Here is a 23,648-nt window from a genome sequence, read left to right on the forward strand (position 1 = left end):
GCCAGCATGATTTCTTTGCCGATTGATGAAGTTTTACCCGCCCTGCGTGAAGCCCTCGCTACACGTCACGAAGCTGTGCTCGAAGCACCGCCCGGTGCCGGTAAAACCACCCGGGTACCGTTGGCCTTGCTTGATGAGCCGTGGCTGGCCGGGCAGACCATTCTAATGCTCGAACCGCGCCGATTGGCAGCGCGGGCGGCGGCGGAGCGCTTGGCCAGTGAATTGGGCGAGAAGGTCGGCGAAACCGTGGGCTATCGCATTCGTCTCGACAGCAAGGTCGGCCCCAATACCCGCATCGAAGTGGTCACCGAAGGCATCCTCACCCGGCGCTTGCAGGATGACCCGGCGCTGGAAGGCGTGGGCTTGCTGATTTTCGATGAATTCCACGAGCGCAGCCTCGATGCCGACCTGGCGCTGGCCCTGAGCCTGAATGGCCGGGAGCTGTTCCGCGACGATCAACCGCTGAAAATCCTCTTGATGTCGGCAACCCTGGAAGGAGAACGCCTGGCCGGGTTGCTGGATGACGCGCCAATCCTGCGCAGCGAAGGGCGCATGTACCCGGTAGCGATGCGCTGGGGCCGGCCGTTTCAGCCCGGTGAGTTCATCGAGCCAAAGGTGGTGCAGACCATCCTCGACGCGCTGAACGATGAAACCGGCAGCCTGCTGGTGTTCCTGCCGGGGCAGGCGGAAATTCGGCGGGTGCATCAACAATTGGCCGATGCCTTGGGCGAGGGCACGCCGGTGTTGCTGTGCCCGCTGCACGGCGAACTGGACCTGGCGGCGCAGCGGGCGGCGATTGATCCGGCGCCTGCGGGCAAGCGCAAAGTGGTGCTGGCCACCAACATCGCCGAAACCAGCCTGACCATCAATGGCGTGCGCGTGGTGATCGATGCCGGGTTGGCGCGCGTGCCGCGTTTCGACCCCGGCAGCGGCATGACTCGCCTGGACACCCAACGCATTTCCAAAGCCAGTGCCACGCAGCGCGCAGGCCGGGCCGGGCGTTTGGAGCCCGGCGTGTGTTATCGCTTGTGGTCGCAGGATCAACACGAGCAACTGGCGGCTTACGCCAGTGCGGAAATCCTCTCGGCGGACCTTGCCGGGCTGGCCTTGCAACTCGGTCGTTGGGGCGTGACGCCGGTGCAGTTGGTTTGGCTCGATGTTCCTCCGGCAGCGGCTTATGCACAGGCCCAGGATCTGCTTGAGCGCTTGGGCGCGCTGGAGGGCGAAGCGCTGACCCGTCATGGTCAGGCCATGGCCGAACTACCGGCCCACCCTCGGATCGCCCATTTGCTGCTACGTGGCCAGGCGCTCGGTCTGGCCGACATGGCCTGTGATGTCGCGGCACTGCTTGGTGAGCGCGATATCTTGCGTGGTGCTGGCGCGGACCTGCACAGCCGACTGGTGCTGCTGTCCGGCGAAGAGCGGGCCGCTCGCGGTGCGCAGGGCGGTGTTCAACGGGCCCGGCAACTGGCGCGGCAGTATCGCGGTTATTTGCGCGGCAAAGCGTCGGAGCCGGTCAGCGATCCCGAGCATCCGCGTTGGCTCGGTGCGTTGCTGGCATTGGCTTATCCTGATCGGGTCGCTCAACAGCGGCGGGCCGGTGGCGCTGAATATCGCCTGGCCAACGGTCGCGCAGCACTGTTCGCCGAAGCCGACAGTTTGATGAAACAACCGTGGCTGGTGATCGCCGATCTGGGCAGTCGTCAGGGCCAGCGTGAAGAACGGATTTATCTGGCGACGGATTTTGATCCGGCGCTGTTCGACTCCGTGCTGGCCGAACAGGTGCGGTGCGTCGATCAACTGGATTGGGATGAGCGCGAAGGTGTGCTGCGGGCCGAGCGTCAGCGCAAGGTCGGCGAGTTGATCCTCAGCCGCGAACCGCTGACCGGGCTCGATGAAAGCGCTCGCAGTCAGGCATTGGTGAATCTGGTGCGACGCAAAGGTCTGGAGCTGTTGCCCTGGACGCCAGAGCTGCGTCAGTGGCAGGCGCGGGTGGCGTTGTTGCGGCAGTTGGATCTCGCGGGTAAAGGCGAGAGCGAATGGCCGGATGTCAGCGACGCAACCTTGCTCAAAAGCCTCGAACACTGGCTGATGCCGTACCTGGGCAAAGTCTCGCGGCTCAGTCACTTCGCCAATCTGGACCTGTCGAGCATCGTTCACAACTTGCTGCCGTGGCCGTTGCCGCAACGGCTCGAAGAGCTGGCGCCGCATCATTTGAGGGTGCCGTCGGGTTCATCGATTCGTCTGGATTACAGTGAACAGCCACCGATTCTGGCGGTGCGGTTGCAGGAGTTGTTCGGCCTGGCCGAGACCCCGCGCATTGCGGGTGGTCGGCAAGTGGTGAAACTGCATCTGTTGTCCCCGGCGCGGCGGCCAGTGCAGGTGACTCAGGATTTGGCGAACTTTTGGCGCAGTACGTATGCCGAGGTGAAGAAGGATTTGAAGGGACGGTATCCGAAGCATTATTGGCCGGATGATCCGCTGGTGGCCGAGGCGACGGCGCGGATCAAACCCCGTAAATAATATCGACGGCCCCGCATTGCGAGGGACTTGTGGCGAGGGGGCAAGCCCCCTCGCCACAAAGGCTGGCAATGTGCCGGATGAATTTAAGGCGCGGCCGGCAACAGAAACCGCGCAATCACCGGCAAGTGATCGGAAATGCGCAACGTATCGTCCTGCCGCACCCGCGCTTCGACCCGTTTGATGCGCGGGCTGTAAAACAGGTAGTCGACGGTCCGGTCCGGCCCGTTCAAGCCGGGATCATTCGGGTAATGGGTCAACCATTGTGCCCGGTCGATACCGCTGGCTTCGTTGTTGGTGGGGATCATCGGGTATTTGTCCCACAGCACATGCAGCGCGCTGTCGGCAGAGTAGGGCGTGCGTTGCTCGGCGGGCAGGCGTTGATACTGGCCCAGTGGCAATAGATTGAAATCACCACCGATCAACCACGGCGTGCCGTGGCTTTCGAACTTGTCGAGCACCTTGGCCACGGCGGTCACCTGGGTTTGCAAGGTATCGTCGAGCTGGCTGGCGCGGTCCAGATGGGTGTTGAGCACGGCCATCTGGCCACCGTCGTTCAATGCCAGGTACGTGACCAGCAAGGCGTCTTTCGGCTTGAACTGACGGCTGATGACATTGGCCGGCGCGACCGGCAATTGCAGGCGTTCGGCGTGTTCGATCCGGTAGCGGCTCAGGGTTGCCAATTGCCGGCCAACGCTGCCGAAAATATGCAGTTCAGGTACGAAGTCGGCTTTCCAGTCGAAGGCCTGAGTGGTGCACGGATACAGGTCGGTGACCCGATCTTGAAGTAATTTGAACTGGTTCTGGTAGTCGCTGGCCTTGGCGCCGTCATCGAGTTCCTGCAACAGCACGATGTCCGGTTGCTCGTCGCGAATCACCCGCGCCACTTCGTCGAGGCTGAAGGCCATGTCTTCAGGTGTAGGGGTTTCGTCGTCTCCTGCGGCCAGGTCGTTCCAGAACACGTAGCGCTTGCCGGCCAGATACTGGACGTTCCAGGTCATCACCTTCAACGCCTGGCCGGGCACCAGCGTCGGCGCCTGGGCGTTGCAACTGACCGGCAGCGCTTCCTTGGCGTCGGGGCGCCAGGTCAGGCTGTAGATCAGCAATGCAATCAGGCTGATGGCGATCAGCAGGCCCAGCAGGGTGTAGCGCAGTAGACGGGGCATCGCTCGGCTTATCGCGTTACAAGATTGACCCCGAGCATAACCGAGAGCAGCGCCAAAGCCCAAGGGTAGAGCGGTCAGAGCCGCTCATCAGATTTCTCGGGCGCATCGGCGATCAGCATGAACAAACGGAACAGCACCACGCTGGTGAACAGCTGCAGGAAGCTGTGGGCGCTGTCGATCAGCAGCGAGATCACCGGGTTCTGCGGGTCAGGGTAAACCGCCAGCGTCGCTCCCTTGAGCACCCACAGCGGGCCCATCACGCACAGAATGCACACCAGAATGCGTATGAAATGCCCGCGGGTCAGGCGCAGGCTTTCCTTCATCGCCGCCAGCGGTGCCAGGCCGCGCAGCACCAACAGGTACTCGCCGAACGCCAGCGTCACCATCAGCCAGATGCCCGGCAGGAAATAGAGCGACAGGCCGATCAGGATCAGCAATGTATTGAGGGCGGTCAGCACGGCGAAGCGCGGCCACAGGGTCGCGGCGGCGGCCAACAGGTCGCGGGTACGTGGCGATTCGCCTCGGCTGCGGGCATCGAGAAACAGGATCAGCGCGGCGGTGTACAGCGGATACACCAGCAAGCCGACAATCACACTGATGCCGGCGAAACTGTCCGGCCCGGTAGAGCGGTCGACTACTTGTTGCAGCAGCGCCTCGACAATCACCAGCGGCAGGCACAGCTGCACGATCTGGCTCAGATTGCGCTTGAAGAAATACAGAGAGTCACGCAGTACATCGAACGAATTCATCAGTCGGTATCGCAGGTTGAAAGCAGTGCCTCACTTTAACCGATCAACCCCTTCGGGGCACAAACGTAAACGTTCGGTAAAGGTCATTGAAACATCCTGTATCAGCCCCATTACTGGTGAGCACCTTATTCACTGTGGGTGAGGGCAATGATATTCCCGGCAATCTACGAGGTCGCCATGAACAGCGAAGAACAAACCCTGATCGATGGACTGTTTTCCCGGCTGCAACAGGCCGAAACGGACTCAGCCCCGCGCGACGCCCAGGCCGAGGCGCGGATCAAGGAACACCTGACTCGCCAACCAGCGGCGGGCTATTTCATGACCCAGGCGATTCTGGTGCAAGAGGCAGCCATCAAGAGCCTCGACGAACAGAACAAGCAACTCACCCAGCAAGTGCAGCAATTGCAGGCCGAACTGCAACAGGCCAAGGCCCAGACAGCGGCACCGGCACCGAGCAGCGGCGGCTTTTTGTCGAGCATCTTCGGCGGCGCTTCCCGTGATCCGCAGCCTGCGCCGACTCAAAGCGCAGCCCCCTCGAATGGCGGCTGGCGTGAACCAGGACGGCCGTCGTTCAACTCGCAGCCGCAGCAAAACTTCGGTGCACCGCCTGCTCAGCAGAACTTCGGAGCGCCACCTCAACAGAATTACGCACCGCAACAGCCTGTCGGCAGCGGTTTCCTCGGCGGTGCGTTAAAAACGGCAGCGGGCGTGGCTGGTGGCGTGATGCTGGCGCAAGGCATCAGCAGCCTGTTCCATCACAATCAGCAGCCGGAAGTGGTTGAAGTCATCAAGGAAGAACCGGCCAAGGTCAACGATCAGAGCGATAGCAGCAGTTGGGGCGACGATCAGCGCGTGGCTGACAACTCCAGCGATCAGGGCGGTTTCACCGACGCGAATTACGACGATGACGGTTCATCGTTCTTCGGTGGCGATGACGACGACTCCTTCATCTGACCTGCCATTCGTCCGGAGCGCCATGGCGCTCCGGGCCGATTGTTCGCGGAACAATCCTTCAGGCTGGCATACTGGGCGACTTTTCGGGCCTGGAGCCTGATCCAGCCCGCGCGCCTGTGCGCCACGACCCCGCGCGCCAACGCGCTGAGAGGATGTACGGTGAAAAAAATCGCAGTGTTCGCCGATGTCCAGAACCTCTACTACACCGTGCGTCAGGCCTATGGTTGCCACTTCAACTACGCCGCTTTGTGGGCTGACGTCAGCAAGCAGGGGCAGATCGTCGAGGCCTACGCCTATGCGATCGATCGTGGCGACAGCAAACAGCAGCAGTTTCAGCAGATCCTGCGCAACCTCGGCTTCGTCGTGAAGCTCAAGCCCTACATCCAGCGCAGCGACGGTTCGGCCAAAGGCGACTGGGACGTGGGCATCACCCTCGACATCATGGACGCCGCCGACCATGTCGACGAAGTGGTGCTGGCCTCCGGCGACGGTGATTTCGACATGCTGCTGGAGCGCATCATCGCCAAGCACGGCGTGCAGGCGGTGGCCTACGGCGTGCCGGGTCTGACGGCCAATTCGCTGATCCGCGCCGCCAGTCGTTACGTGCCGATCGAAGGCGCGTTGCTGCTCAAGAATTGATTTTTACGGAGTTGAAACAGGTTTGGAACGCATAGCAGTCATCGACTTTGAAACCACCGGGATCTCCCCGAGCAGCAGCTGCCGGGCCACGGAAATTGCCGTGGTGATTCTTGAACAGGGGCGCATCGTCGAGCGTTACCAAAGTCTGATGAATGCCGGCGTGCGGGTGCCGGCGTTCATCGAACAACTGACCGGCATCAGCAACGCCATGCTGCGCACTGCGCCTTCGGCCGAGCAGGTGATGAACGAGGTCAACGAATTCGTCGGCATCACGCCGCTGCTGGCGCACAACGCTGCGTTCGACCAGAAGTTCTGGGACTACGAGCTTGGGCGAATCAAACGTACACGTCTGCAGAACTTTGCCTGCTCGCTGTTACTCGCCCGCCGCCTGATGCCCGCTGCGCCGAACCACAAACTCGGCACCCTCACCACCTTCGCCAGCCTGCCCAATACCGGCAAGGCTCACCGGGCCATGGCCGATGCGGAAATGGCCGCCAACCTGACGGCGCATCTGGCGCAAGAGCTGCGGCAAAAGCATGGATTGCGCGAGTTGTCCCATGATCTGTTGTGCAGCCTGCAGAAAGTGCCGGCGGCGAAGATCAATGAGCATTTGAAGCGGTATCGCGGGTTCTGACAGAAGCACCCCTGGAGAACTATTTGCCATTCCCCTCCAGTTGACCCAACGGCACACGCTTTTCGATGGCGCTCGACAACACAATCGAGGTCTTGCTGAACCCGAACGTGGCGATCCGGTTGATCAACTCCTCCAGCTCCGGCATCGAGCCTACCGCCGCTTGCATGATCACGCACGGGTCGCCGGTGACGCGATGGCATTCGGTGAGCTGTGGGATTTTGATCAGTTCGTCGTAGGTTTTCTGTTTACCGTGCTGGTTCAGGCGCAGTTCGATGACGCACTGGATCGGCAGGCCGATTTTGGACATGTCGATTTTTGCCTGGTAACCGGTGATCACCCCGCAGGCTTCAAGTTTGGCAACGCGTTCGGCCACCGCCGGAGCGGACAGGTTCACCTTGCGCGCCAGATCGGCGTAGGACGCACGACCGTTTTCCAACAGGGCGCTGAGGAGCATGCGGTCGTATTTGTCCATCGTGGCCTACCTGAAAAATGACTGACTTTCGAAAGCACGGTTTATAGCGTCGAACTCCGTGTTTTGAAAAGTGTACCGGCGCTATAAACAGGTTTTGTAGCTTATTTTCCGCTGTTGGCCTTTCTAGAATAGCGGCTCTCCTTGTCTTGTTCATCGAGCTGCCCATGTCTGGTCTACGCCGTTTTTCCTTACCGCTGATCGCTGCTTTTTTCGCGTTGTACGTGATTTGGGGGTCGACCTACCTGGTGATTCGCATCGGCGTGCAGTACTGGCCGCCGTTGCTGCTCGCGGGTATCCGCTTCGTGATCGCCGGGACGTTGATGTACGCGTACCTGCGCTGGCGCGGGGCGCCGGCACCGACCTGGGCGCAGTGGAAAGCGGCGGGGATCATCGGGATTTTGCTGCTGACGTGCGGTAACGGTGCGGTAAGCGTCGCCGAACACACGGGCGTGGCCTCTGGCGTGGCCGCGTTGGCGGTGGCGACGGTGCCGCTGTTTACCTTGTTGTGCGGATATTTCTGGGGCGCGCGTAATACCCGTCTCGAATGGGCCGGGATTGTGCTCGGGCTGATCGGTATTGCCATGCTCAACCTCGGCTCCAACCTGCAATCGAGCCCGTTGGGCGCAGCGTTGCTGGTGTTCGCGGCGGCGTCCTGGGCCTTCGGCTCGGTGTGGAGCAAACATTTGCCGTTGCCTCAGGGCGCGATGGCCAGTGCCGTGGAGATGCTGGTGGGTGGCGTGGTGTTGCTGATCGGCAGCGCGGTGAGTGGCGAGCGTCTGGAAAGTCTGCCGCCGATCGAAGGCTGGGCGGCGCTGGCGTACCTCACTATCTTCGGTTCGATCATTGCCTTCAACGCCTACATGTACCTGTTGAAACATGTGCGGCCGGCAGCGGCCACCAGCTATGCCTACGTCAACCCGGCGGTGGCGGTGTTGCTGGGGATCGTATTTGTCGGCGAGACCATCGGTGTCGAGGAAGCGCTGGCCATGGCGGTAATCATCAGTGCCGTGGTGTTGATCGGGATGCCGCAGTGGCGCCGTGGTACGGATCGGTCGGCCCCTGCTGTAGTGGTGCCGACAGAATCCCGAGCGAATTAGGGTAAACTGCGCGCCATTGCACACTTGTGTCGCACAAACGCGCTGATTTTTCCTACGGTACTCCCATGACTTTCGCCACCCTTGGCCTGATCGAACCCTTGCTGCGCGCCCTTGAGACGCTCGGCTACCAGACCCCGACGCCGGTTCAGGCGCAAGCGATTCCGGCGGTGCTGGCCGGTCGCGACCTGATGGCCGCGGCCCAGACCGGCACCGGCAAAACTGCCGGTTTCGCCTTGCCGCTGCTGCAATTGCTGGCCATGGAAGGGCCGAAAGTCAGCGCCAACTCCGTGCGCGCGCTGATTCTGGTGCCGACCCGCGAACTGGCCGAACAGGTTCACGAAGCCGTGCGCCAGTATGCCGAGAACCTGCCGTTGAGCACCTACGCGGTGTACGGCGGTGTCAGCATCAACCCGCAAATGATGAAGCTGCGCAAGGGCGTCGACCTGTTGGTAGCGACCCCTGGCCGCTTGCTCGACCTGTTCCGTCAGAACGCGCTCAAGTTCAACCAGTTGCAAACCCTGGTGCTGGACGAAGCCGATCGCATGCTCGATCTGGGCTTTTCCGAGGAGCTGGGGAATATCTATAAAGCCCTGCCGAAGAAACGTCAGACGCTGCTGTTCTCCGCGACCTTCTCCGATGCGATCCGCATGCTGGCCGGGCAAATGCTCAACGACCCGCTGAGCATCGAAGTCAGCCCGCGCAACGTGGCCGCCAATACCGTCAAGCAATGGGTGGTGACGGTGGACAAAAAGCGCAAGCCGGAGTTGTTCGTTCACTTGATGCGCAAGGGCAAGTGGAAGCAGGTGCTGGTGTTCGCCAAGACCCGCAACGGCGTAGACGCGTTGGTGGAAAAACTCCAGGGCCTGGGCGTCAATGCCGACGGCATCCACGGCGACAAACCCCAGGCGACCCGTCAGCGGGCGCTGGATCGTTTCAAGGCCAGCGAAGTGCAGATCCTTGTGGCCACCGACGTGGCTGCCCGTGGTCTGGATATCGAAGATTTGCCGTTAGTGGTCAACTTCGACCTGCCGATCGTGGCCGAGGACTACATCCACCGCATCGGTCGTACCGGCCGTGCGGGCGCAACCGGGCAGGCTATTTCGCTGGTCTGCGCCGATGAAGTGAATCAGCTGTCAGCCATCGAGATGCTGACCCGTCAGACGTTGACTCGCCAGATGGAGCCGGACTTCGAACCTGAACACCGCGTGCCGGATACCGATGCCAGCGGTCAGGTGATCAAGAAGCCGAAAAAACCGAAGAAGCCCAAAACCTCCGGTGGCGGCAAGCGCAACCTGGGTAAATGGGTCGAGAGCGGTGAGGCGTCGGCGCCGGAGCCTTCGATCAAGCCGGTGCGTAAAGTGCCAGTGTTCAATACCGGGCCGCGTAAGCGTAAGCCTTGATCCTCTGAAGATCGTTCCCACGCAGTGTGGGAACGATCAGCGTCGGTTCTTCAACCACTCCACCATCCCCAACCCCGCCGCTCGCCCACTGGCGAAACACGCGGTCAGCAGATAGCCGCCGGTCGGCGCTTCCCAATCGAGCATTTCCCCTGCGCAGAACACGCCGGGTAGTTGCTTGAGCATCAAACGTTCATCCATCGCCTCGAACATCACGCCACCGGCACTGCTGATGGCTTCGTCCAATGGCCGGGTTTTCACCAGCGTCAGCGGCAATGCCTTGATTGCTTTGGCCAGCAGGGCCGGATCGGCAAAACAGTCAGCCGGTGTCAATTCCCGCAACAATGCTGCTTTCACGCCATCAAGCCCAAGCTGACTGTGCAGGTGTTTGGCCATGGAGCGTGAGCCGCGCGGTTTGCTCAGCGCCGCCTGGATTTTATCCACAGGCTTGCCTGGTAACAGATCGAGGTGAAGGGTTGCCGAGCCGTGTTGATTGATCGCTTCGCGGATCGCTGCCGACAGGGCGTAGATCAAACTGCCCTCAATTCCCGTGGCAGTGATCACGCACTCGCCGAGTCGCGGCACGTCGTCATTGAGGCCGATGGCGATGTTTTTCAGCGGGCTGCCGGCGAATTTGCTGACCATCAATTCGCTCCAGGCCTGCACTTCGAAGCCGCAATTGCTCGGTTGCAATGGCGCCAGCCCTACACCACGCTGTTCCAGCGGCAGCATCCAGGCACCGTCCGAGCCGAGACGCGACCAGCTGCCGCCGCCGAGTGCCAGCAGGCTCGCATCCGCGTGAACGGTTTTTTCGCCTTCGGGGCTGTCGATGCGCAAATCACCGTTGTTATCCCAACCGAGCCAGCGATGGCGGGTGTGGATAACTACGCCGGCATCGCGCAGGCGTTTGAGCCAGGCACGCAACAGGGGCGCGGCTTTCATGTCGGTGGGGAACACCCGGCCGGAGCTGCCGACAAAGGTTTCGATTCCCAGATCATGAATCCATTGGCACAAGGCTTCGGCGCCAAACGAGCGTAACAGCGGGGCAATCTGCGGCGCCCGTTCGGCATAGCGCGAGAGAAATGCCGGGTAGGCCTCGGAGTGGGTGATGTTCATGCCGCCGACCCCGGCGAGCAGGAATTTTCGCCCCACTGAAGGCATGCCGTCGTACAGATCGACCTTGATCCCGGCCTGGCTCAACACTTCAGCCGCCATCAAGCCGGCGGGGCCGCCGCCGATGATGGCGACGTGAGGGGGGAGGGAAGTGGAGGGCTGGGTCATGGCGAGAGCTGCGGCGTGGCGGAATAAGCCGCGCATTCTACCAGCCCTGCTCCCTGTGAGAGGATTCGAGGGCTGGTTAAAAAACAACCACCGCTCTGTAGCCTATACCCCGCATGGGCTGCAGGCCCTTTCACTCAGGTTATCCACAGGCGGTTCCACAGGCATTGTGGGTAAAGACTCACACATCAATGACAACCTGATGACTGCCACACCCGTTGGGCGCTGTGATGGAGGATGCCATGACGGCGCGCCAGGGCCTTGCGGTCCTTGCTGTAGCCGCCGCCGATCACGCCGACCACCGGAATATCCCGGCCCAGGCAATGGCGCATCACGCTTTCATCACGAGCGGCGACGCCTTCGTCGGTCAGCTTCAGATAACCCAGGGCGTCATCCTTGTGCACGTCGACACCGGCGTCGTACAGCACCAGATCCGGTTGATAGAGCGGCAGCAAATAGTTGAGCGCATCGTCCACCACCTTCAGGTAATCGGCATCGCCCATGCCCATCGGCAACGGGATGTCCCAGTCGCTTTCGGCTTTGCGTGCAGGAAAATTCTTTTCGCAGTGCAGGGAAACGGTCACCGCTTCTGGGGTGTTGTGCAGGATTCGTGCAGTCCCGTCGCCCTGATGCACATCGCAATCGAAGATCAACACCCGATTCACCCGGCCACTTTCCAGCAGGTAATGGCTGATCACCGCCAGGTCATTGAAGATGCAGAACCCGGCAGGGTGATCGTAATGCGCGTGGTGTGTGCCGCCGGCCAGGTGACAAGCCAAGCCATGTTCCAGCGCCTGTTCGGCCGCCAGCAGCGAACCGCCGACCGCCCGCACTGTGCGCCGGGCCAGTGCTTCGCTCCAGGGCAGGCCAAGGCGCCGCTGGTCTTCGCGGGACAACTCGCCATCCATGTAGCGTTCGATATACGCAGGGTCATGGGCGAGGGCGAGAATATCCGCCGGGCACAGCTCCGGGCGCAGCAGGTCGATGTCACGGGTCAGGCCACTGTCCACCAGGTGATCGCGCAGCAGGCGAAACTTGTCCATGGGGAAGCGGTGATCCGCCGGGAACTCGGGACTGTAGTCTTCGTGGTAGATCAGGGGCAGGGGCATGGCTGATTTATCGGGGAAGCCTGTAGGAATGAGTGAACGATCCTACCAGCGATGTAGACTTGCGGCATGGAAACAGAGGGGAGGGGCACGATGGAGCCGATACTGGAACTCGAAAGCGCGCGACTGTCATTACGGCAGTGGCGCGATGAGGATTTGCCGGCGTTTGCGGCGATGTGCGCCGATCCACAGGTGATGCGTTATTTTCCGGCACCCTTGAGTCGGCTGGAAAGTGCCGCGCTGATCGGGCGGGTTCGCGGGCATTTTGCCGAGTATGGCTTCGGCCTCTGGGCACTGGAGCGCAAGGACACCGGAGCGTTCATCGGGTTTACCGGGCTGAGTGTGGTCGGCTTTGACGCACCGTTCACGCCAGCCATCGAAATCGGCTGGCGCCTGGCGCGCGAGCACTGGGGCCTGGGTTATGCCAGCGAGGCGGCATGGACCGCTCTGCGCTGTGGGTTTGATCGCTTGGCGCTGCAAGAGGTCGTGGCGTTCACCACCGAAACCAACCTGCCTTCGCAAAAAGTCATGCAGGCGATCGGCATGCACCATGCCCCCGCCGATGACTTCGAGCACCCGCGGCTTGCAGAGGATCATCCGCTGCGCCCGCACGTGTTGTACCGCATCACCCGTGAGCAATGGCTGCAAACCTTGCATGGATAAGCAGGCACGGACGTTTACAATGGCCCTCATGTTGAACCGGGCCATAAACTGAATCGACCGCCGCAGCCCAGACTGCGCGGCATTGCTTTGTGTGAGGAGAGTCTGAATGAGCCAAGTGTTGGAAGATCTGGTAGACCTGCTGACCCTGGAACCGATTGAAGAAAACCTGTTCCGTGGCCGCAGCCAGGACCTGGGTTTCCGTCAGTTGTTCGGCGGCCAGGTGCTCGGCCAGTCCCTGTCGGCGGCCAGTCAGACAGTCGAAGAGACGCGCCATGTGCACTCGATGCACGGTTACTTCCTGCGTCCGGGCGATGCGAAGTTGCCGGTGGTGTATCAGGTCGATCGGGTGCGCGATGGCGGTAGTTTCAGCACGCGCCGGGTGACGGCGATCCAGAAGGGCAACCCGATTTTTACCTGCAGCGCCTCGTTCCAGTACGACGAAGAAGGCTTCCAGCACCAGAGCGAAATGCCGCAAGTGGTCGGCCCGGAAAATCTGCCGTCGGAGCTGGAGCTCACTCAGCAGCGCGCACACCTGATCCCGGAGCACATGCGCGAAAAACTGCTGTGCCCGAAACCGATCGAATTCCGCCCGGTGACCGAGAAAGATCCCTACAACCCGCAGCCTGCCGATCCGGTCAAATACGTCTGGTTCCGCGCCGATGGTGCGTTGGCTGACACTCCAGCGCTGCACAAATACCTGCTGGCCTACGCGTCGGACTTCGGCCTGCTGACCACCTCGATGCTGCCCCATGGCAAATCGGTCTGGCAGAAAGACATGCAGGTCGCCAGCCTTGATCACGCGTTGTGGTTCCACGCCGACCTGCGCGCCGATGACTGGTTGTTGTACGCCATGGACAGCCCGTGGGCCGGCAACTCGCGTGGATTCTCCCGTGGCAGCGTGTTCAACCGTGCCGGGCAACTGGTGGCCTCGGTCACTCAGGAAGGCCTGATTCGTCATCGCAAGGACTGGATATGAGCCTGGCCGAGGTGCGGCACTGGGTGTTCGACATGGACGGCACCCTGACCGTGGCCGTGCATGACTTCGCGGCGATCCGCGTGGCGTTGGCGATTCCTGCAGAACACGACATCCTCACTCACCTCGCTGGGCTGCCGGCCGAAGAAGCGGCGGCCAAACATGCGTGGCTGCTGGAGCACGAGCGGGATCTGGCGCTGGGTTCGAAACCGGCTCCGGGCGCGGTGGAACTGGTGCGGGAGTTGGCCGGGCGCGGTTATCGTCTGGGCATTCTCACGCGCAATGCTCGCGAGTTGGCCCATGTCACGCTGGAGGCCATCGGCCTGGCCGACTGCTTTGCGGTGGAGGATGTGCTGGGCCGAGATGAAGCACCGCCCAAACCGCATCCCGGTGGTTTACTGAAACTGGCCGAGGCCTGGAAGGTGCCGGCGAGTGAAATGGTGATGGTCGGTGATTACCGCTTCGACCTGGATTGCGGCCGGGCGGCGGGGACGCGGACGGTGCTGGTGAACCTGCCGGATAATCCGTGGCCGGAATTGACCGATTGGCATGCGCGCGATTGCGTGGAGTTGCGGCAGCTGCTTTCGGCTTGAGAGATTGGGCGTCCGATCAGACGCCCCAAAACTCACTGCCCGAACAACGCCTTTTGCCCCTCGGGCGAGGTAAACATCCCGTCGCCATTGTGTCCAACCCCGGGCACTTCAATCAGCTGCTGACTCAACCCTTGAGGGTGGCGCCGTTTCAGATAATTGAAATAATTGCGCCCGCGAATCAAACGAGAAGCGCCCTGGGCTTTGGCTTCGCAACTTTTATCCAGCGCCGGGTGATTCGGGTCGATGTCCTGCTGCCCGAGCAAATAAACGATGTCGCGTTTGATGTAGTTTTCTTCCAGCTGCGCAGGCGTTTGTCCATCGGCATAGGCGGGCAAGTCCGCCAGTCCATACTTCCAGCGATTGAAGTTCGGACACCCCGCATGACTGAACGCCACCGGCCGTTGCTCATTGAAATAGGCATACGACGAAGGATTGGCGATCACATAGCGCACCTTCACCCCTGCTGTGTCGAGGGCTGGCTGAGGGTGGCTCAACATGGCGTAACGCTGAACCACCTGAGCGCCGCCCGAGTGACCGGCAATGACGATTTGCTTCACGTCCGGAAACTGTCGCCGATCACCCAGGCGAGCGATGATTTCGTCGAGCGCCGCGTAGGAGCTCAGCGTAAATGGCGCGGTGGATAAGCCGCCGGCCATCCAGTCATTGCCGTGCCAGCGTAAAACGCTGTCAGGCACCGGGTGGCTCGCGATGTCGGTTTCATTGAGAAACTGCGGGGCGAGCACCAAGGTGTTATCGCTTTGCCCGGCTTGCTGGGCCGCGTGCTCGGCGCTCTGGCGGTAGGTTTCAGCGTTGCGCAAACGACCATGAATGATGATCAGCACCCGTTCGATGTTCTTCGCCGGTGTCGGGCCGATGCCCACCGCGATTTCGCCGGCGCTCAACAGCAGGCGCCCGGAACTGATCTCCTTGACCCCCTGCTCGGCAGCCTGGGCGCTTGTGCAGGTGATCAACAGAGCTAACAACCACTTGTGCATTACAGATTCTTCGCGGCAAAGGTATCGCACTGGCCAACCTGGCCTTGTGCAAATCCGGCTTTGAACCAGCGCACCCTTTGCGCTGACGTACCATGAGTGAACGAGTCCGGTACCACGCGGCCCTGACCTTGCTGCTGCAAGCGGTCATCGCCGATGGCGTTGGCGGCGTTCAAGGCTTCTTCGATGTCACCGGGTTCCAGCCAGTTCAGGCGCTTCTGCGCAATGTTGGCCCAGACCCCGGCCAGGCAATCGGCCTGCAGTTCCTGACGCACCAGCAAACCACCGTCGCCCTCCATTTGCCGGCCCTGCTGCCGAGCGGTCTGAATCTTCGCCGAAACGCCGAGCAAGGTCTGCACGTGGTGTCCGACTTCGTGAGCGATCACGTAGGCCTGGGCGAAATCGCCTGCGGCGGAAAAACGCTGGGACATTTCCTGGAAGAAACTCATGTCCAGATAGACCTTCTGGTCTGCCGGGCAATAGAACGGACCGGTCGCCGACGTCGCCAATCCGCACGCCGAGTTCACCTGATTGCTGAACAGCACCAGGGTCGGGTCTTTATATTGCCGACCGGCCTGCTGGAAAATCTGGCCCCAGGTGTCTTCGGTGTCGCCGAGGATCGAGCGCACGAATTCGGCCCCTTCATCATTGGCCGGTGGCGCCTTGCGGGTTTGGGTGGTGGTTGGGGCCGATTGCTCGCTCATTTGTCCGGTCAATTGACCGAGGATCTGCATCGGGTCCTGGCCGGTGATCCAGCCGATCCCGACGATCAACAGGATCGCCGTCAGGCTCAGGCCCTTGCCCCCGCCGAAGCGCATCCCACCGCCGACATCATCGCCACGGGCATCGACCACGTTGTCGCTGCGTCGGCCTTTTTTCCATAGCATGGGGGGGAATCCTCGTTTGAATATGGTGATGAGTGTTGCTGGTCAGTGAGAGCGGCGCCAGTCCGGTCGTCTGTCTTTTACTCGGCCCGAAATATTCCAGACTTGTATTGAACATGGATCGCCCGTCGAATTCCCTCAGGCGCTGGTTTTTTATCAGATCAAGTCCGTCCCACGCCGGCGATATGCCGGGCAGCGATGTAGCCGAAGGTCAGCGCCGGGCCGAGATTGATACCGCCGGCGGGATAGTGCCCGCCCATGATGCTGGCCATGTCGCCGCCCGCTGCATACAACCCGGCGATGGCCTGCCCCGACTCGCCAAGAACCTGGGCATGTTCATTGACCTTGAGCCCGGCAAAGGTGCCAAAGCAGCCAGGCTGAACCTTCACGGCGTAGAACGGGCCTTGTTCAATCGGCGCGACGCACGGGTTGGGTTGCTGCAACGCATCGCCCTGTTTGCGGTTGTAGGGCGTCGAGCCACGACCGAACAACGGATCTTCGCCGTTGCGCGCATGCCGGTTGTATTCATCAACCGTGCTGCGCAATCCGTTCGGGTCGATGCCGCAGGCCATGGCCAATTCCTCGACAGTGTTGCCGGTTTTCAGATAACCGCTGCGGATAAAGGATGACAGCGGCACCGGAAACGGCCGAGAAATTCCCAAGCCATAACGCCGTTGAAAACCATGAGTGCAGATCAGCCAGGAGGCGACTTCTTCGCCCTGCGGTGCGGCGGCGACCATGGCCGTTACGTAATCGTAGTAGCCGTCGGCTTCGTTGACGAAGCGCTGGCCGTTGCTCAATACGCCGATAATCCCCGGTTTGCCGCGTTCGATGATGTGCGGGAAGTGACCGATGCTGCCGTCACTGTGCGGCACATGCGAAACCGGCGCCCAGGCCACGGGCGATGCCATGTCGGTGTTGACCCGCGCACCGGCGCTTTCGCCCAATCGCAAACCATCACCGGCGACGCCCAGAGGCGGCAGCGCCAGGTGTTCGTTGCCGGTCGGTGTGCGGGGGGACAGCGCCTTGCGCCGCTCGATATCATTGGCGAAACCTCCGGTCGCGAGCACCACGGCCTTGCGTGCATGGATGCGGATATTGCCTTTGGCGGTACTGACGATCGCGCCTTGCACCTGATCGCCTTCGCGAAGCAACTCGGTCACCGGTGCCGATTCCCAGAGCAAGACGCCCAGGTCTTCGGCGGACTTTGCCAACCGCGCAACCAGCGCCACGCCGTTGACCAGTTGCATCGCCCGACCATGAACAGCGAGGTCGAACAAGTGCCGGGTGAAGCGCCGGGTCACGTGCCACGCTGCGGGCAAAGAGCGCGTCAGGTTGAGAAATGCGCTCAGGTCCGTTCCCGCCATGATCGGCATGCCCATGAACGAAGTTTCCCGCATGGTTTTGCGAAGGCGCTTCAGTAGCTTGCCGACTTTTCGTCCGTCATAAGGCGCAGCGATCACCGACCGTCCGCCGGTACCGGCGCCCGGCGTGTCGCCATGAATGTCGGCGATGGCGTTGCCATCGGCGAATTGCAGGGCAGTGTGTTGCTCGAAGAACGTGACCATTCGCGGGCCAGCCTCAAGGAACGCGTCGATCATCGCTGGATCGTAACGCTCACCCAATTCGTGCTTCAGGTAAGTGCGCGGTTGCTCGACGTCTTCAACGATGCCGGCACGACGCGCCAGAGGATTGCACGGCACCCAGGCCCATCCGCCGGACCACGCCGTGGCGCCGCCGAACACCGGGTCTTTCTCGACCACGATCACTTTCAAGCCATGCCAGGCCGCGGTAACGGCTGCGGACAATCCGGCCGCACCGGAGCCGACGATCAGCACATCGCATTCGATGTCCGCAAGGAGGGGAGAGTCGGCAGGCATCGTTTAAAAGCTCCATCGCGTATTTTTAGAATTTGATTCCAGAAAATATAAGAATGAGATTGGCCTCGGCAATCATTCACTGTGTAAAGAGGGCGGTTATCGGACAGCGGGTTCCAGATTTCGCATTACGTGGTTTGTCTTCTAGAATCGGCAAAATTTCGAGTGGAACCCCCCATGGCCGGCAGTCAGATCGAACGTGTTTTCAGCGTGCTGGAAAGCCTCACCAGTGACCCTCGCGGCCTGCCGATGCAGACGTTGGCGGAGCAACTGGACATCCCCAAAAGCGCGACCCACCGCCTGCTCGCCGAGCTGATTCGGCTTGGTTACGTGCGACAGAATCCGGAGAACCTGCGCTATCACCTGTCGACCAAACTGGTGGCGATGGGTTTCCGTTACTTGTCGAGCAGCGGCGCCGATATCGTGCAACCGGTGCTCGATCGCCTGGCCGAGGAAACCGGTGAGCTGGTGCGCCTTGGCGTTATTGAAGGTGAACGCCAGGTCTGGATCGCCAAGTCTCAGGGTGCCCGCTCCGGCCTGCGCTACGACCCGGACATGGGCCGTGATGCGCCCTTGTTCTACACCGCGTCGGGCCATGCATGGCTGGCGTGCATGAGCGATGCCGAAGCGTTGTCGCTGGTGGAGCGTCAGGGGAGCGAACGGCCGAAAGACCTGGGGCCGAACGCGCCGCGTTCCAACATTGAGTTACTGGAACGCCTGCGTCTGGCGCGTGAGCAGGGCTACGCCTGGGTCGAAGAGAGTTCGGCCGTGGGCACCTCGGCGATTGCGGCGGTGGTGCGCCACCCAGGCGATGGTCGAGTGATCGGTGTGCTGAGCATTGCCGGGCCTAGCGCGCGGATGCCGGGAGCGCGGTTGCATGAACTGGCGCCGCTGTTGTTGAAGTTCACTGAAGAGCTGTCTGCCGCAAGTCTGGCTTCAGAGTTGTTCGTCTAATTCTGCCCGCACAAACCCATATGTGGGCTATGCGAATCTGTGCGTTGTTCGAACACAAATTGCCGTTACTCCTGTAAGAATATGGAACTTGGTTCTAAATTATCGGAATTCATCCTTCCGACAATAATCACAAGAGAACCGCACCATGACTTCGCCCCTTCGCATCGCCCTGATCGGTGCCGGCAACATGGGCCAGCAGCATTACCGGCATCTGCAAACCCTGACGCAAGCGACGTTGTGTGCGGTAGCCGATCCCGGGCCACAAGCGGCAGGCCTCGCGGGCGAATGGGGCGTGGGGTATTTCGCTGATCACCGTCAGATGCTGGAGCAGGCGAAGCCAGACGCGGTGATCGTTGCCAACCCGAACATGCTCCACGTCAGTACTGCGCTCGATTGCCTCGCCGCCGGTGTGCCGGTGCTACTGGAAAAACCGGTGGGTGTGCACCTGGATGAAGCGCGCGAACTGGTGGCTGCGTCGAAAGCCACCGGTGTTCCCGTGCTGGTCGGCCATCATCGCCGGCACAATCCGTTGATCGTCCGCGCCCATGAACTGGTGCAGGGTGGCGCTTTGGGGCAGCTGACGACGGTGACGGCGCTCTGGCAGTTGCGCAAACCCGACAGCTATTTCGAAACGCCATGGCGCCGCGAGCCCGGTGCGGGGATGTTGCTGACCAACCTGATTCATGACCTCGACCTGCTGCGTCATCTTTGCGGCGAAGTGCGGCAGGTGCAGGCAATCACCAGCAATGCGGTGCGCGGGTTTGCCAACGAAGATTGCGCGGCGGTGTTGCTGCAGTTCGACAACGGTGCGCTGGGCAGCCTGACCGGTTCCGACGCGGTGGCGGCGCCCTGGAGTTGGGAGCTGGATTCCGGCGAGAACCCGGTCTATCCGCGCCAGGCCGATCAGCCCTGTTACTTGCTGGCCGGGACGGGTGGTGCATTGAGCATTCCGCAGCTCAAGCGCTGGCACTACGCCGACGTCGATGGCGGATGGCATCAACCGTTGCTGGCGGAACAGGAAAGCTTCAGCGTCGATGAAGCATTGCGTTTGCAGTTGCAGCACTTCGTGCGCGTGGCGCGTCGGGAAGTCGAACCACTGGTGAGCGCGGCCGATGCTGCGCGCACCCTGGCGCTGGTTGAGGCGATTCGCGAGGCCGCCGAAACCGGTCGTGCCTGCACCCCAATGTTGATCGAGGGATGAGCATGAGTGAGCGGATCTTTTCCCTGGCCAGCCTGACGGTGCTGGAGTTGTCTCCGCCGGAGATGGTCGAAGTCGCAGCACGGGCCGGATACAGCCATGTCGGACTACGCCTTGAACCGGCGACACCCGAAGAACATCACTTTGCGCTGGTAGCCGATGTCGGTTTACGGCGTAAGACGCTGGCGCGGCTGCGCGATACCTGCATTCGTGTGCTGGATGTTGAAATCCTGCGCCTTAAACCGCAAACCGTCGTCGCCGACTTCGAGAAGATTCTGGCGGTCGGAGCGGAATTTGGTGCCAGCGAATTGCTGGTGGCCGGTAACGATTCTGACGAACAACGACTCACCGAGAACTTCGCCCGGTTGTGCGATCTGGCGGCATCTTACGGGCTGCATCCGCACCTGGAGTTCATGCCGTGGACCGATGCGCGCAATCTCGAACAAGCGGTGCGTATCGTCGAAAATGCTGACCGTGAAAACGGCGCGGTGTTGGTGGACGCGTTCCATTTCGACCGATCGGGTTCGCGGCTGGAAGATCTGGCCAAAGTTGCCCCGTCACGGTTACGGTACACGCAGTTATGCGATGTCGCGGGGCCACGGCCAACGGACATGGCGGAGATTTTGCGTCAGGCGCGTAACGAGCGGCGTTTTCCGGGCGATGGTGATTGTGATCTGGCGGGTTTGTTGCAGTGTTTGCCGGCCGATATCCCGTTAAGCCTGGAGATTCCCACCGTGAAGTTGCTGGAGCAGGGCGTGAGCGGGTTGCAGCGGGCGCAGATGGCGTTGGATAAGACTCGGGAATTGTTGGCGCGGCGGTAAGCGGTGCTGCGCACCTATCGCGGGCAAGCCACGCTCCCACAGGTTATCCAGTGTTCATGCAGGAACGAGGCTTGCCCGCGAAGCTTTTGATTTTTGATGCAAAAAAAAAGGATCGCTAATGACCATCAGCACCCCGCTCTCCGGTGTAAACCAACCCTTCAAAGGGATTCTGCTGATCGTTGTCGCGACCTTTCTGTTTTCCAGTCACGACGCCTTGTCGAAATATCTATCGGGGTTCTATCCGATCGTCATGGTGGTCTGGGCCCGTTATGTGGTTCACACCTTGCTGATGGCCGGGATTTTCCTGCCGCAATCGGGGTTGCGAGTCCTGCGCACCAAACGTCCGTTGCTGCAGTTGTTCAGGGCGTTGTGCCTGTTGGGCACCAGTTTGTTTTTCACCACCGGTTTGCAGTACATCCCGTTGGCCGAAGCCACGGCGGTCAACTTTCTCGCTCCGGTTCTGGTCACCGCGTTGTCGGTGCCACTGCTGCGTGAGCGGGTCACCCGTGGCCAATGGATCGCAGTGATTTGCGGATTTGTCGGTGTATTGATCATCGTCCATCCCGGCGGTGATCTGTTCACGCCAGCAGTCTTGCTGCCACTCTGCTCGGCGCTGTTTTTCTGCTTCTATCAATTGCTCACCCGCAAGCTCAGTGAAATCGACAGCCCGACCACCAGTAACTTCTTCGCCGGCCTGTGCAACACCCTGGTGATGAGCGCATTGGTGCCGTTTTTCTGGAAAGTGCCAAGCCTTGGGCATGGATTGATGATGGTTGCACTGGGCGCCTGCGGGATGACGGCGCACCTGTTTCTGACCCAGGCGTTCCGCCATGCCGCCCCAGCGCTGCTGGCACCGTTCGGCTATTGTCAGATTGTCTTTGCCGGTTTGCTGGGCTGGTTGCTGTTTTCTCACACGCCGACCCTGACCACGGTGGTCGGGATCGCGGTGATTTGCTGCAGCGGGTTGGCGGCGGCGTGGCAACAAAGCCGCCGCTGAAACCGGTCAAAATTTGAAACGCACCACCAGGTTTTGCAGGCCCGCCGCCAGTCGCGACAACTCCTGGCTGGTGGCGCTGGTCCGAGTCGCGGCGTCGGCGCTTTCCAGCGACAGGTCGCGGATGTTCAGCAGATTACGATCCACCTCACGGGCCACCTGCGCCTGTTCTTCCGAGGCACTGGCGATCACCAGGTTACGTTCATGGATCTGCTCCATCGCCCGGGTGATTTCTGCCAGCGCCAGCCCGGCCTGTTCAGCAATCGACAAGGTTTCAGCAACACGCTGACTGTTGTCGTGCATCGACATCACCACACCGTTGGTATCGCCCTGAACCCGGCCAATGATCTGTTCGATCTCCCGGGTTGATTGCTGAGTGCGATGCGCCAGCGCCCGAACTTCATCGGCCACCACCGCGAAACCACGTCCGTCTTCCCCGGCTCGCGCAGCCTCGATGGCGGCATTGAGCGCGAGCAGGTTGGTCTGTTCGGCGATGGCGCGGATCACGTCCAGCACCTTGCCGATTTCCCGGGACTGCTCGGCCAGGGTCTGAACCTGTTGCAGCGCGACACCCGCATTGCTGCTCATCGCCTGAATCGAATCCAGGGTTTCAATCACTCGCGCCTGGCCCTGATTGGCTTGATGTGTGGACTGTCTGGTGCTGTCGGAAGTCGACACCGCGTTGCGTGCCACTTCTTCCACCGCGACGGTCATTTCGTTGACGGCCGTGGCGGCTTGCTCGATTTCATTGTGTTGCTGTTGCAGCCGACTGGAATCCTGTTGAGTGCTCTGATTCATCTGCAGGGCGGCGGCCGCCAGTTGAGTCGACGTGCCGCTGATCAGTTGCAGGGTTTCCCGCAGGCTGGTCTGCATGGCCGACAGGGCCTTAAGCAAGCGTGCGGTTTCATCGGCGCCGTGGCTGCGGATCGGTTGACTCAGGTCACCGGCGGCCACTTGCTCGGCCACGTCGACCGCCTGACGGATCGGCATGACGATGCTGCGTATCAACAGCCAGGCAAGGCACAGGGTCAGGAGCGCGACGGCTATCAGCGCACCGATCACGGTGATTTTTACCTGATTGTAGAGCGAGTCAGCCTGGTTGGCCGAGAGGCTGACTTCGTTGGCGGAAAGCGCCATCAACTCGGCGAACTGGTCACCGGTCTGGGTCGAGTAGTCCTGGATTTTTCCATTGAGCAACGCGGTCATTTCTTCGCTGCGGTTTTCCCGCGACAGCGCTTCGTATTGCGCCAGCGCCTGGCGGTAACTGGTGACGGTGGTGACGAACTTTTCGTACGGCCCCCGGTTGTAATCACCGACCAGCGGAGTGAATTTTTCCAGCGTCTCTGCAAGCCAACCCTGCACTTGGTGCAGACGTGTGACGGTGGCATCGAGCACCTTTGGATCGCGGTTGAGCGCCATGCGCAGGCTGAGCACGCGAATGCTCAGGATGTAGTCGCGGATTTCACCCAGGTGGCGAATGCTGGGCAGGGAGACGTTTTCAGTGTGCTGGCCGGTGGCGCGGACTTGCGCGACCTGTTTAAGGGCGAACAGCCCCTGCAACAGGACCAGCAGGGCGATGACGCCGAAGCTGATCACGGCACGCTTGGCGATGCTCAAGTTACCTGGCGACATGGTGTGCCTCTGTGGCTGTGAGAAAAAAAGGGTGAAATGGATAAATCGCGGCCAT

The 23,648-nt window shown here is 61.2% G+C and carries 22 protein-coding genes and 1 pseudogene; 13 read left to right on the plus strand and 10 right to left on the minus strand.

Annotated elements, in window-relative coordinates:
- Nucleotides 1-6: 6 nt before the first annotated feature.
- Nucleotides 7-2,523, plus strand: a complete 2,517-nt coding sequence (gene hrpB, locus JUI81_RS19500) for an ATP-dependent helicase HrpB (RefSeq protein ID WP_204124846.1) — start codon at nt 7-9, stop codon at nt 2,521-2,523.
- Nucleotides 2,524-2,606: 83 nt separating this feature from the next.
- Here hrpB and JUI81_RS19505 read toward each other — a convergent pair whose 3' ends face one another.
- Nucleotides 2,607-3,686 (minus strand): endonuclease/exonuclease/phosphatase family protein, encoded by a 1,080-nt coding sequence (locus JUI81_RS19505; protein ID WP_204124847.1) that lies wholly within the window; start codon nt 3,684-3,686, stop codon nt 2,607-2,609.
- Between the two features lie 74 nt (nt 3,687-3,760).
- Nucleotides 3,761-4,435: a YciC family protein gene (locus JUI81_RS19510; protein WP_019581325.1), complete on the minus strand. Its 675-nt coding sequence runs from the start codon at nt 4,433-4,435 to the stop codon at nt 3,761-3,763.
- Between the two features lie 177 nt (nt 4,436-4,612).
- Here JUI81_RS19510 and JUI81_RS19515 point away from each other — a divergent pair, with 177 nt between their 5' ends.
- From JUI81_RS19515 to JUI81_RS19525, 3 genes are all read left to right on the plus strand, one after another.
- Nucleotides 4,613-5,389, plus strand: a complete 777-nt coding sequence (locus tag JUI81_RS19515) for a DUF2076 domain-containing protein (RefSeq protein ID WP_204124848.1) — start codon at nt 4,613-4,615, stop codon at nt 5,387-5,389.
- A gap of 159 nt (nt 5,390-5,548) precedes the next feature.
- Nucleotides 5,549-6,028: an NYN domain-containing protein gene (locus JUI81_RS19520; protein WP_018925783.1), complete on the plus strand. Its 480-nt coding sequence runs from the start codon at nt 5,549-5,551 to the stop codon at nt 6,026-6,028.
- A 22-nt stretch (nt 6,029-6,050) separates the two neighbouring features.
- Nucleotides 6,051-6,662, plus strand: a complete 612-nt coding sequence (locus tag JUI81_RS19525) for a PolC-type DNA polymerase III (RefSeq protein WP_018925784.1) — start codon at nt 6,051-6,053, stop codon at nt 6,660-6,662.
- 19 nt (nt 6,663-6,681) lie between these two features.
- Here the strand turns inward: JUI81_RS19525 and JUI81_RS19530 are convergent, their stop codons facing one another.
- Nucleotides 6,682-7,134, minus strand: a complete 453-nt coding sequence (locus JUI81_RS19530) for an Lrp/AsnC family transcriptional regulator (RefSeq protein ID WP_204124849.1) — start codon at nt 7,132-7,134, stop codon at nt 6,682-6,684.
- A gap of 164 nt (nt 7,135-7,298) precedes the next feature.
- Here JUI81_RS19530 and yedA point away from each other — a divergent pair, with 164 nt between their 5' ends.
- Both yedA and JUI81_RS19540 read left to right on the plus strand, forming a co-directional pair.
- Nucleotides 7,299-8,231 (plus strand): drug/metabolite exporter YedA, encoded by a 933-nt coding sequence (yedA, locus tag JUI81_RS19535; protein WP_019650908.1) that lies wholly within the window; start codon nt 7,299-7,301, stop codon nt 8,229-8,231.
- Between the two features lie 65 nt (nt 8,232-8,296).
- The gene (locus JUI81_RS19540) at nt 8,297-9,631 is read left to right on the plus strand and encodes a DEAD/DEAH box helicase (protein WP_019650909.1); all 1,335 of its coding nucleotides are present in this window, start codon (nt 8,297-8,299) and stop codon (nt 9,629-9,631) included.
- Between the two features lie 36 nt (nt 9,632-9,667).
- Here the strand turns inward: JUI81_RS19540 and JUI81_RS19545 are convergent, their stop codons facing one another.
- Nucleotides 9,668-10,909 (minus strand): TIGR03862 family flavoprotein, encoded by a 1,242-nt coding sequence (locus tag JUI81_RS19545; RefSeq protein WP_204124850.1) that lies wholly within the window; start codon nt 10,907-10,909, stop codon nt 9,668-9,670.
- A gap of 185 nt (nt 10,910-11,094) precedes the next feature.
- Nucleotides 11,095-12,015: a histone deacetylase gene (locus tag JUI81_RS19550; RefSeq protein ID WP_096479508.1), complete on the minus strand. Its 921-nt coding sequence runs from the start codon at nt 12,013-12,015 to the stop codon at nt 11,095-11,097.
- Nucleotides 12,016-12,105: 90 nt separating this feature from the next.
- On the opposite strand from JUI81_RS19550, the gene JUI81_RS19555 reads away from it, so the two are divergent.
- The 3 genes from JUI81_RS19555 (at nt 12,106) to JUI81_RS19565 (ending at nt 14,241) form a co-directional block, all read left to right on the plus strand.
- Nucleotides 12,106-12,675 carry a GNAT family N-acetyltransferase gene (locus tag JUI81_RS19555; RefSeq protein WP_028938854.1) on the plus strand — a complete coding sequence of 190 codons (570 nt, stop codon included), beginning with the start codon at nt 12,106-12,108 and terminating at the stop codon, nt 12,673-12,675.
- Between the two features lie 106 nt (nt 12,676-12,781).
- Nucleotides 12,782-13,651, plus strand: coding sequence for an acyl-CoA thioesterase II (tesB, locus tag JUI81_RS19560; protein ID WP_028938855.1), 870 nt, complete (start codon nt 12,782-12,784; stop codon nt 13,649-13,651).
- The gene (locus tag JUI81_RS19565) at nt 13,648-14,241 is read left to right on the plus strand and encodes an HAD family hydrolase (RefSeq protein WP_028938856.1); all 594 of its coding nucleotides are present in this window, start codon (nt 13,648-13,650) and stop codon (nt 14,239-14,241) included. The genes tesB and JUI81_RS19565 overlap by 4 nt, the downstream gene beginning before the upstream one ends.
- A 32-nt stretch (nt 14,242-14,273) precedes the next feature.
- Here the strand turns inward: JUI81_RS19565 and JUI81_RS19570 are convergent, their stop codons facing one another.
- The 3 genes from JUI81_RS19570 to JUI81_RS19580 form a co-directional block, all read right to left on the minus strand.
- The gene (locus tag JUI81_RS19570; protein ID WP_096479510.1) at nt 14,274-15,236 is read right to left on the minus strand and encodes an alpha/beta fold hydrolase; all 963 of its coding nucleotides are present in this window, start codon (nt 15,234-15,236) and stop codon (nt 14,274-14,276) included.
- On the minus strand, nt 15,236-16,120 hold the full coding sequence (locus JUI81_RS19575; protein WP_204124851.1) for a neutral zinc metallopeptidase: 885 nt from the start codon (nt 16,118-16,120) through the stop codon (nt 15,236-15,238). The genes JUI81_RS19570 and JUI81_RS19575 overlap by 1 nt, the downstream gene beginning before the upstream one ends.
- A gap of 158 nt (nt 16,121-16,278) precedes the next feature.
- Complete coding sequence (locus JUI81_RS19580) at nt 16,279-17,997, minus strand: FAD-dependent oxidoreductase (protein WP_204124852.1); 1,719 nt, start codon at nt 17,995-17,997, stop codon at nt 16,279-16,281.
- Between the two features lie 174 nt (nt 17,998-18,171).
- On the opposite strand from JUI81_RS19580, the gene JUI81_RS19585 reads away from it, so the two are divergent.
- The 4 genes from JUI81_RS19585 (at nt 18,172) to JUI81_RS19600 (ending at nt 21,964) form a co-directional block, all read left to right on the plus strand.
- Nucleotides 18,172-18,948 (plus strand): IclR family transcriptional regulator, encoded by a 777-nt coding sequence (locus JUI81_RS19585; protein WP_019581312.1) that lies wholly within the window; start codon nt 18,172-18,174, stop codon nt 18,946-18,948.
- A gap of 145 nt (nt 18,949-19,093) precedes the next feature.
- Nucleotides 19,094-20,149: a Gfo/Idh/MocA family protein gene (locus JUI81_RS19590; RefSeq protein WP_204124853.1), complete on the plus strand. Its 1,056-nt coding sequence runs from the start codon at nt 19,094-19,096 to the stop codon at nt 20,147-20,149.
- A gap of 2 nt (nt 20,150-20,151) precedes the next feature.
- Nucleotides 20,152-20,967 (plus strand): sugar phosphate isomerase/epimerase, encoded by an 816-nt coding sequence (locus JUI81_RS19595; RefSeq protein WP_204124854.1) that lies wholly within the window; start codon nt 20,152-20,154, stop codon nt 20,965-20,967.
- A 118-nt stretch (nt 20,968-21,085) separates the two neighbouring features.
- Nucleotides 21,086-21,964, plus strand: a complete 879-nt coding sequence (locus tag JUI81_RS19600; RefSeq protein ID WP_064620533.1) for a DMT family transporter — start codon at nt 21,086-21,088, stop codon at nt 21,962-21,964.
- Nucleotides 21,965-21,970: 6 nt separating this feature from the next.
- Here JUI81_RS19600 and JUI81_RS32235 read toward each other — a convergent pair whose 3' ends face one another.
- Nucleotides 21,971-22,834: a methyl-accepting chemotaxis protein gene (locus tag JUI81_RS32235; protein WP_374707269.1), complete on the minus strand. Its 864-nt coding sequence runs from the start codon at nt 22,832-22,834 to the stop codon at nt 21,971-21,973.
- Nucleotides 22,826-23,593: pseudogene (locus JUI81_RS32240) on the minus strand (MCP four helix bundle domain-containing protein); the annotation flags it as partial. The gene JUI81_RS32235 and the pseudogene JUI81_RS32240, both read right to left, overlap by 9 nt.
- Nucleotides 23,594-23,648 lie beyond the last annotated feature (55 nt).

It is taken from the genome of Pseudomonas sp. 008 (genome assembly GCF_016861935.1).
Classification (GTDB): domain Bacteria; phylum Pseudomonadota; class Gammaproteobacteria; order Pseudomonadales; family Pseudomonadaceae; genus Aquipseudomonas.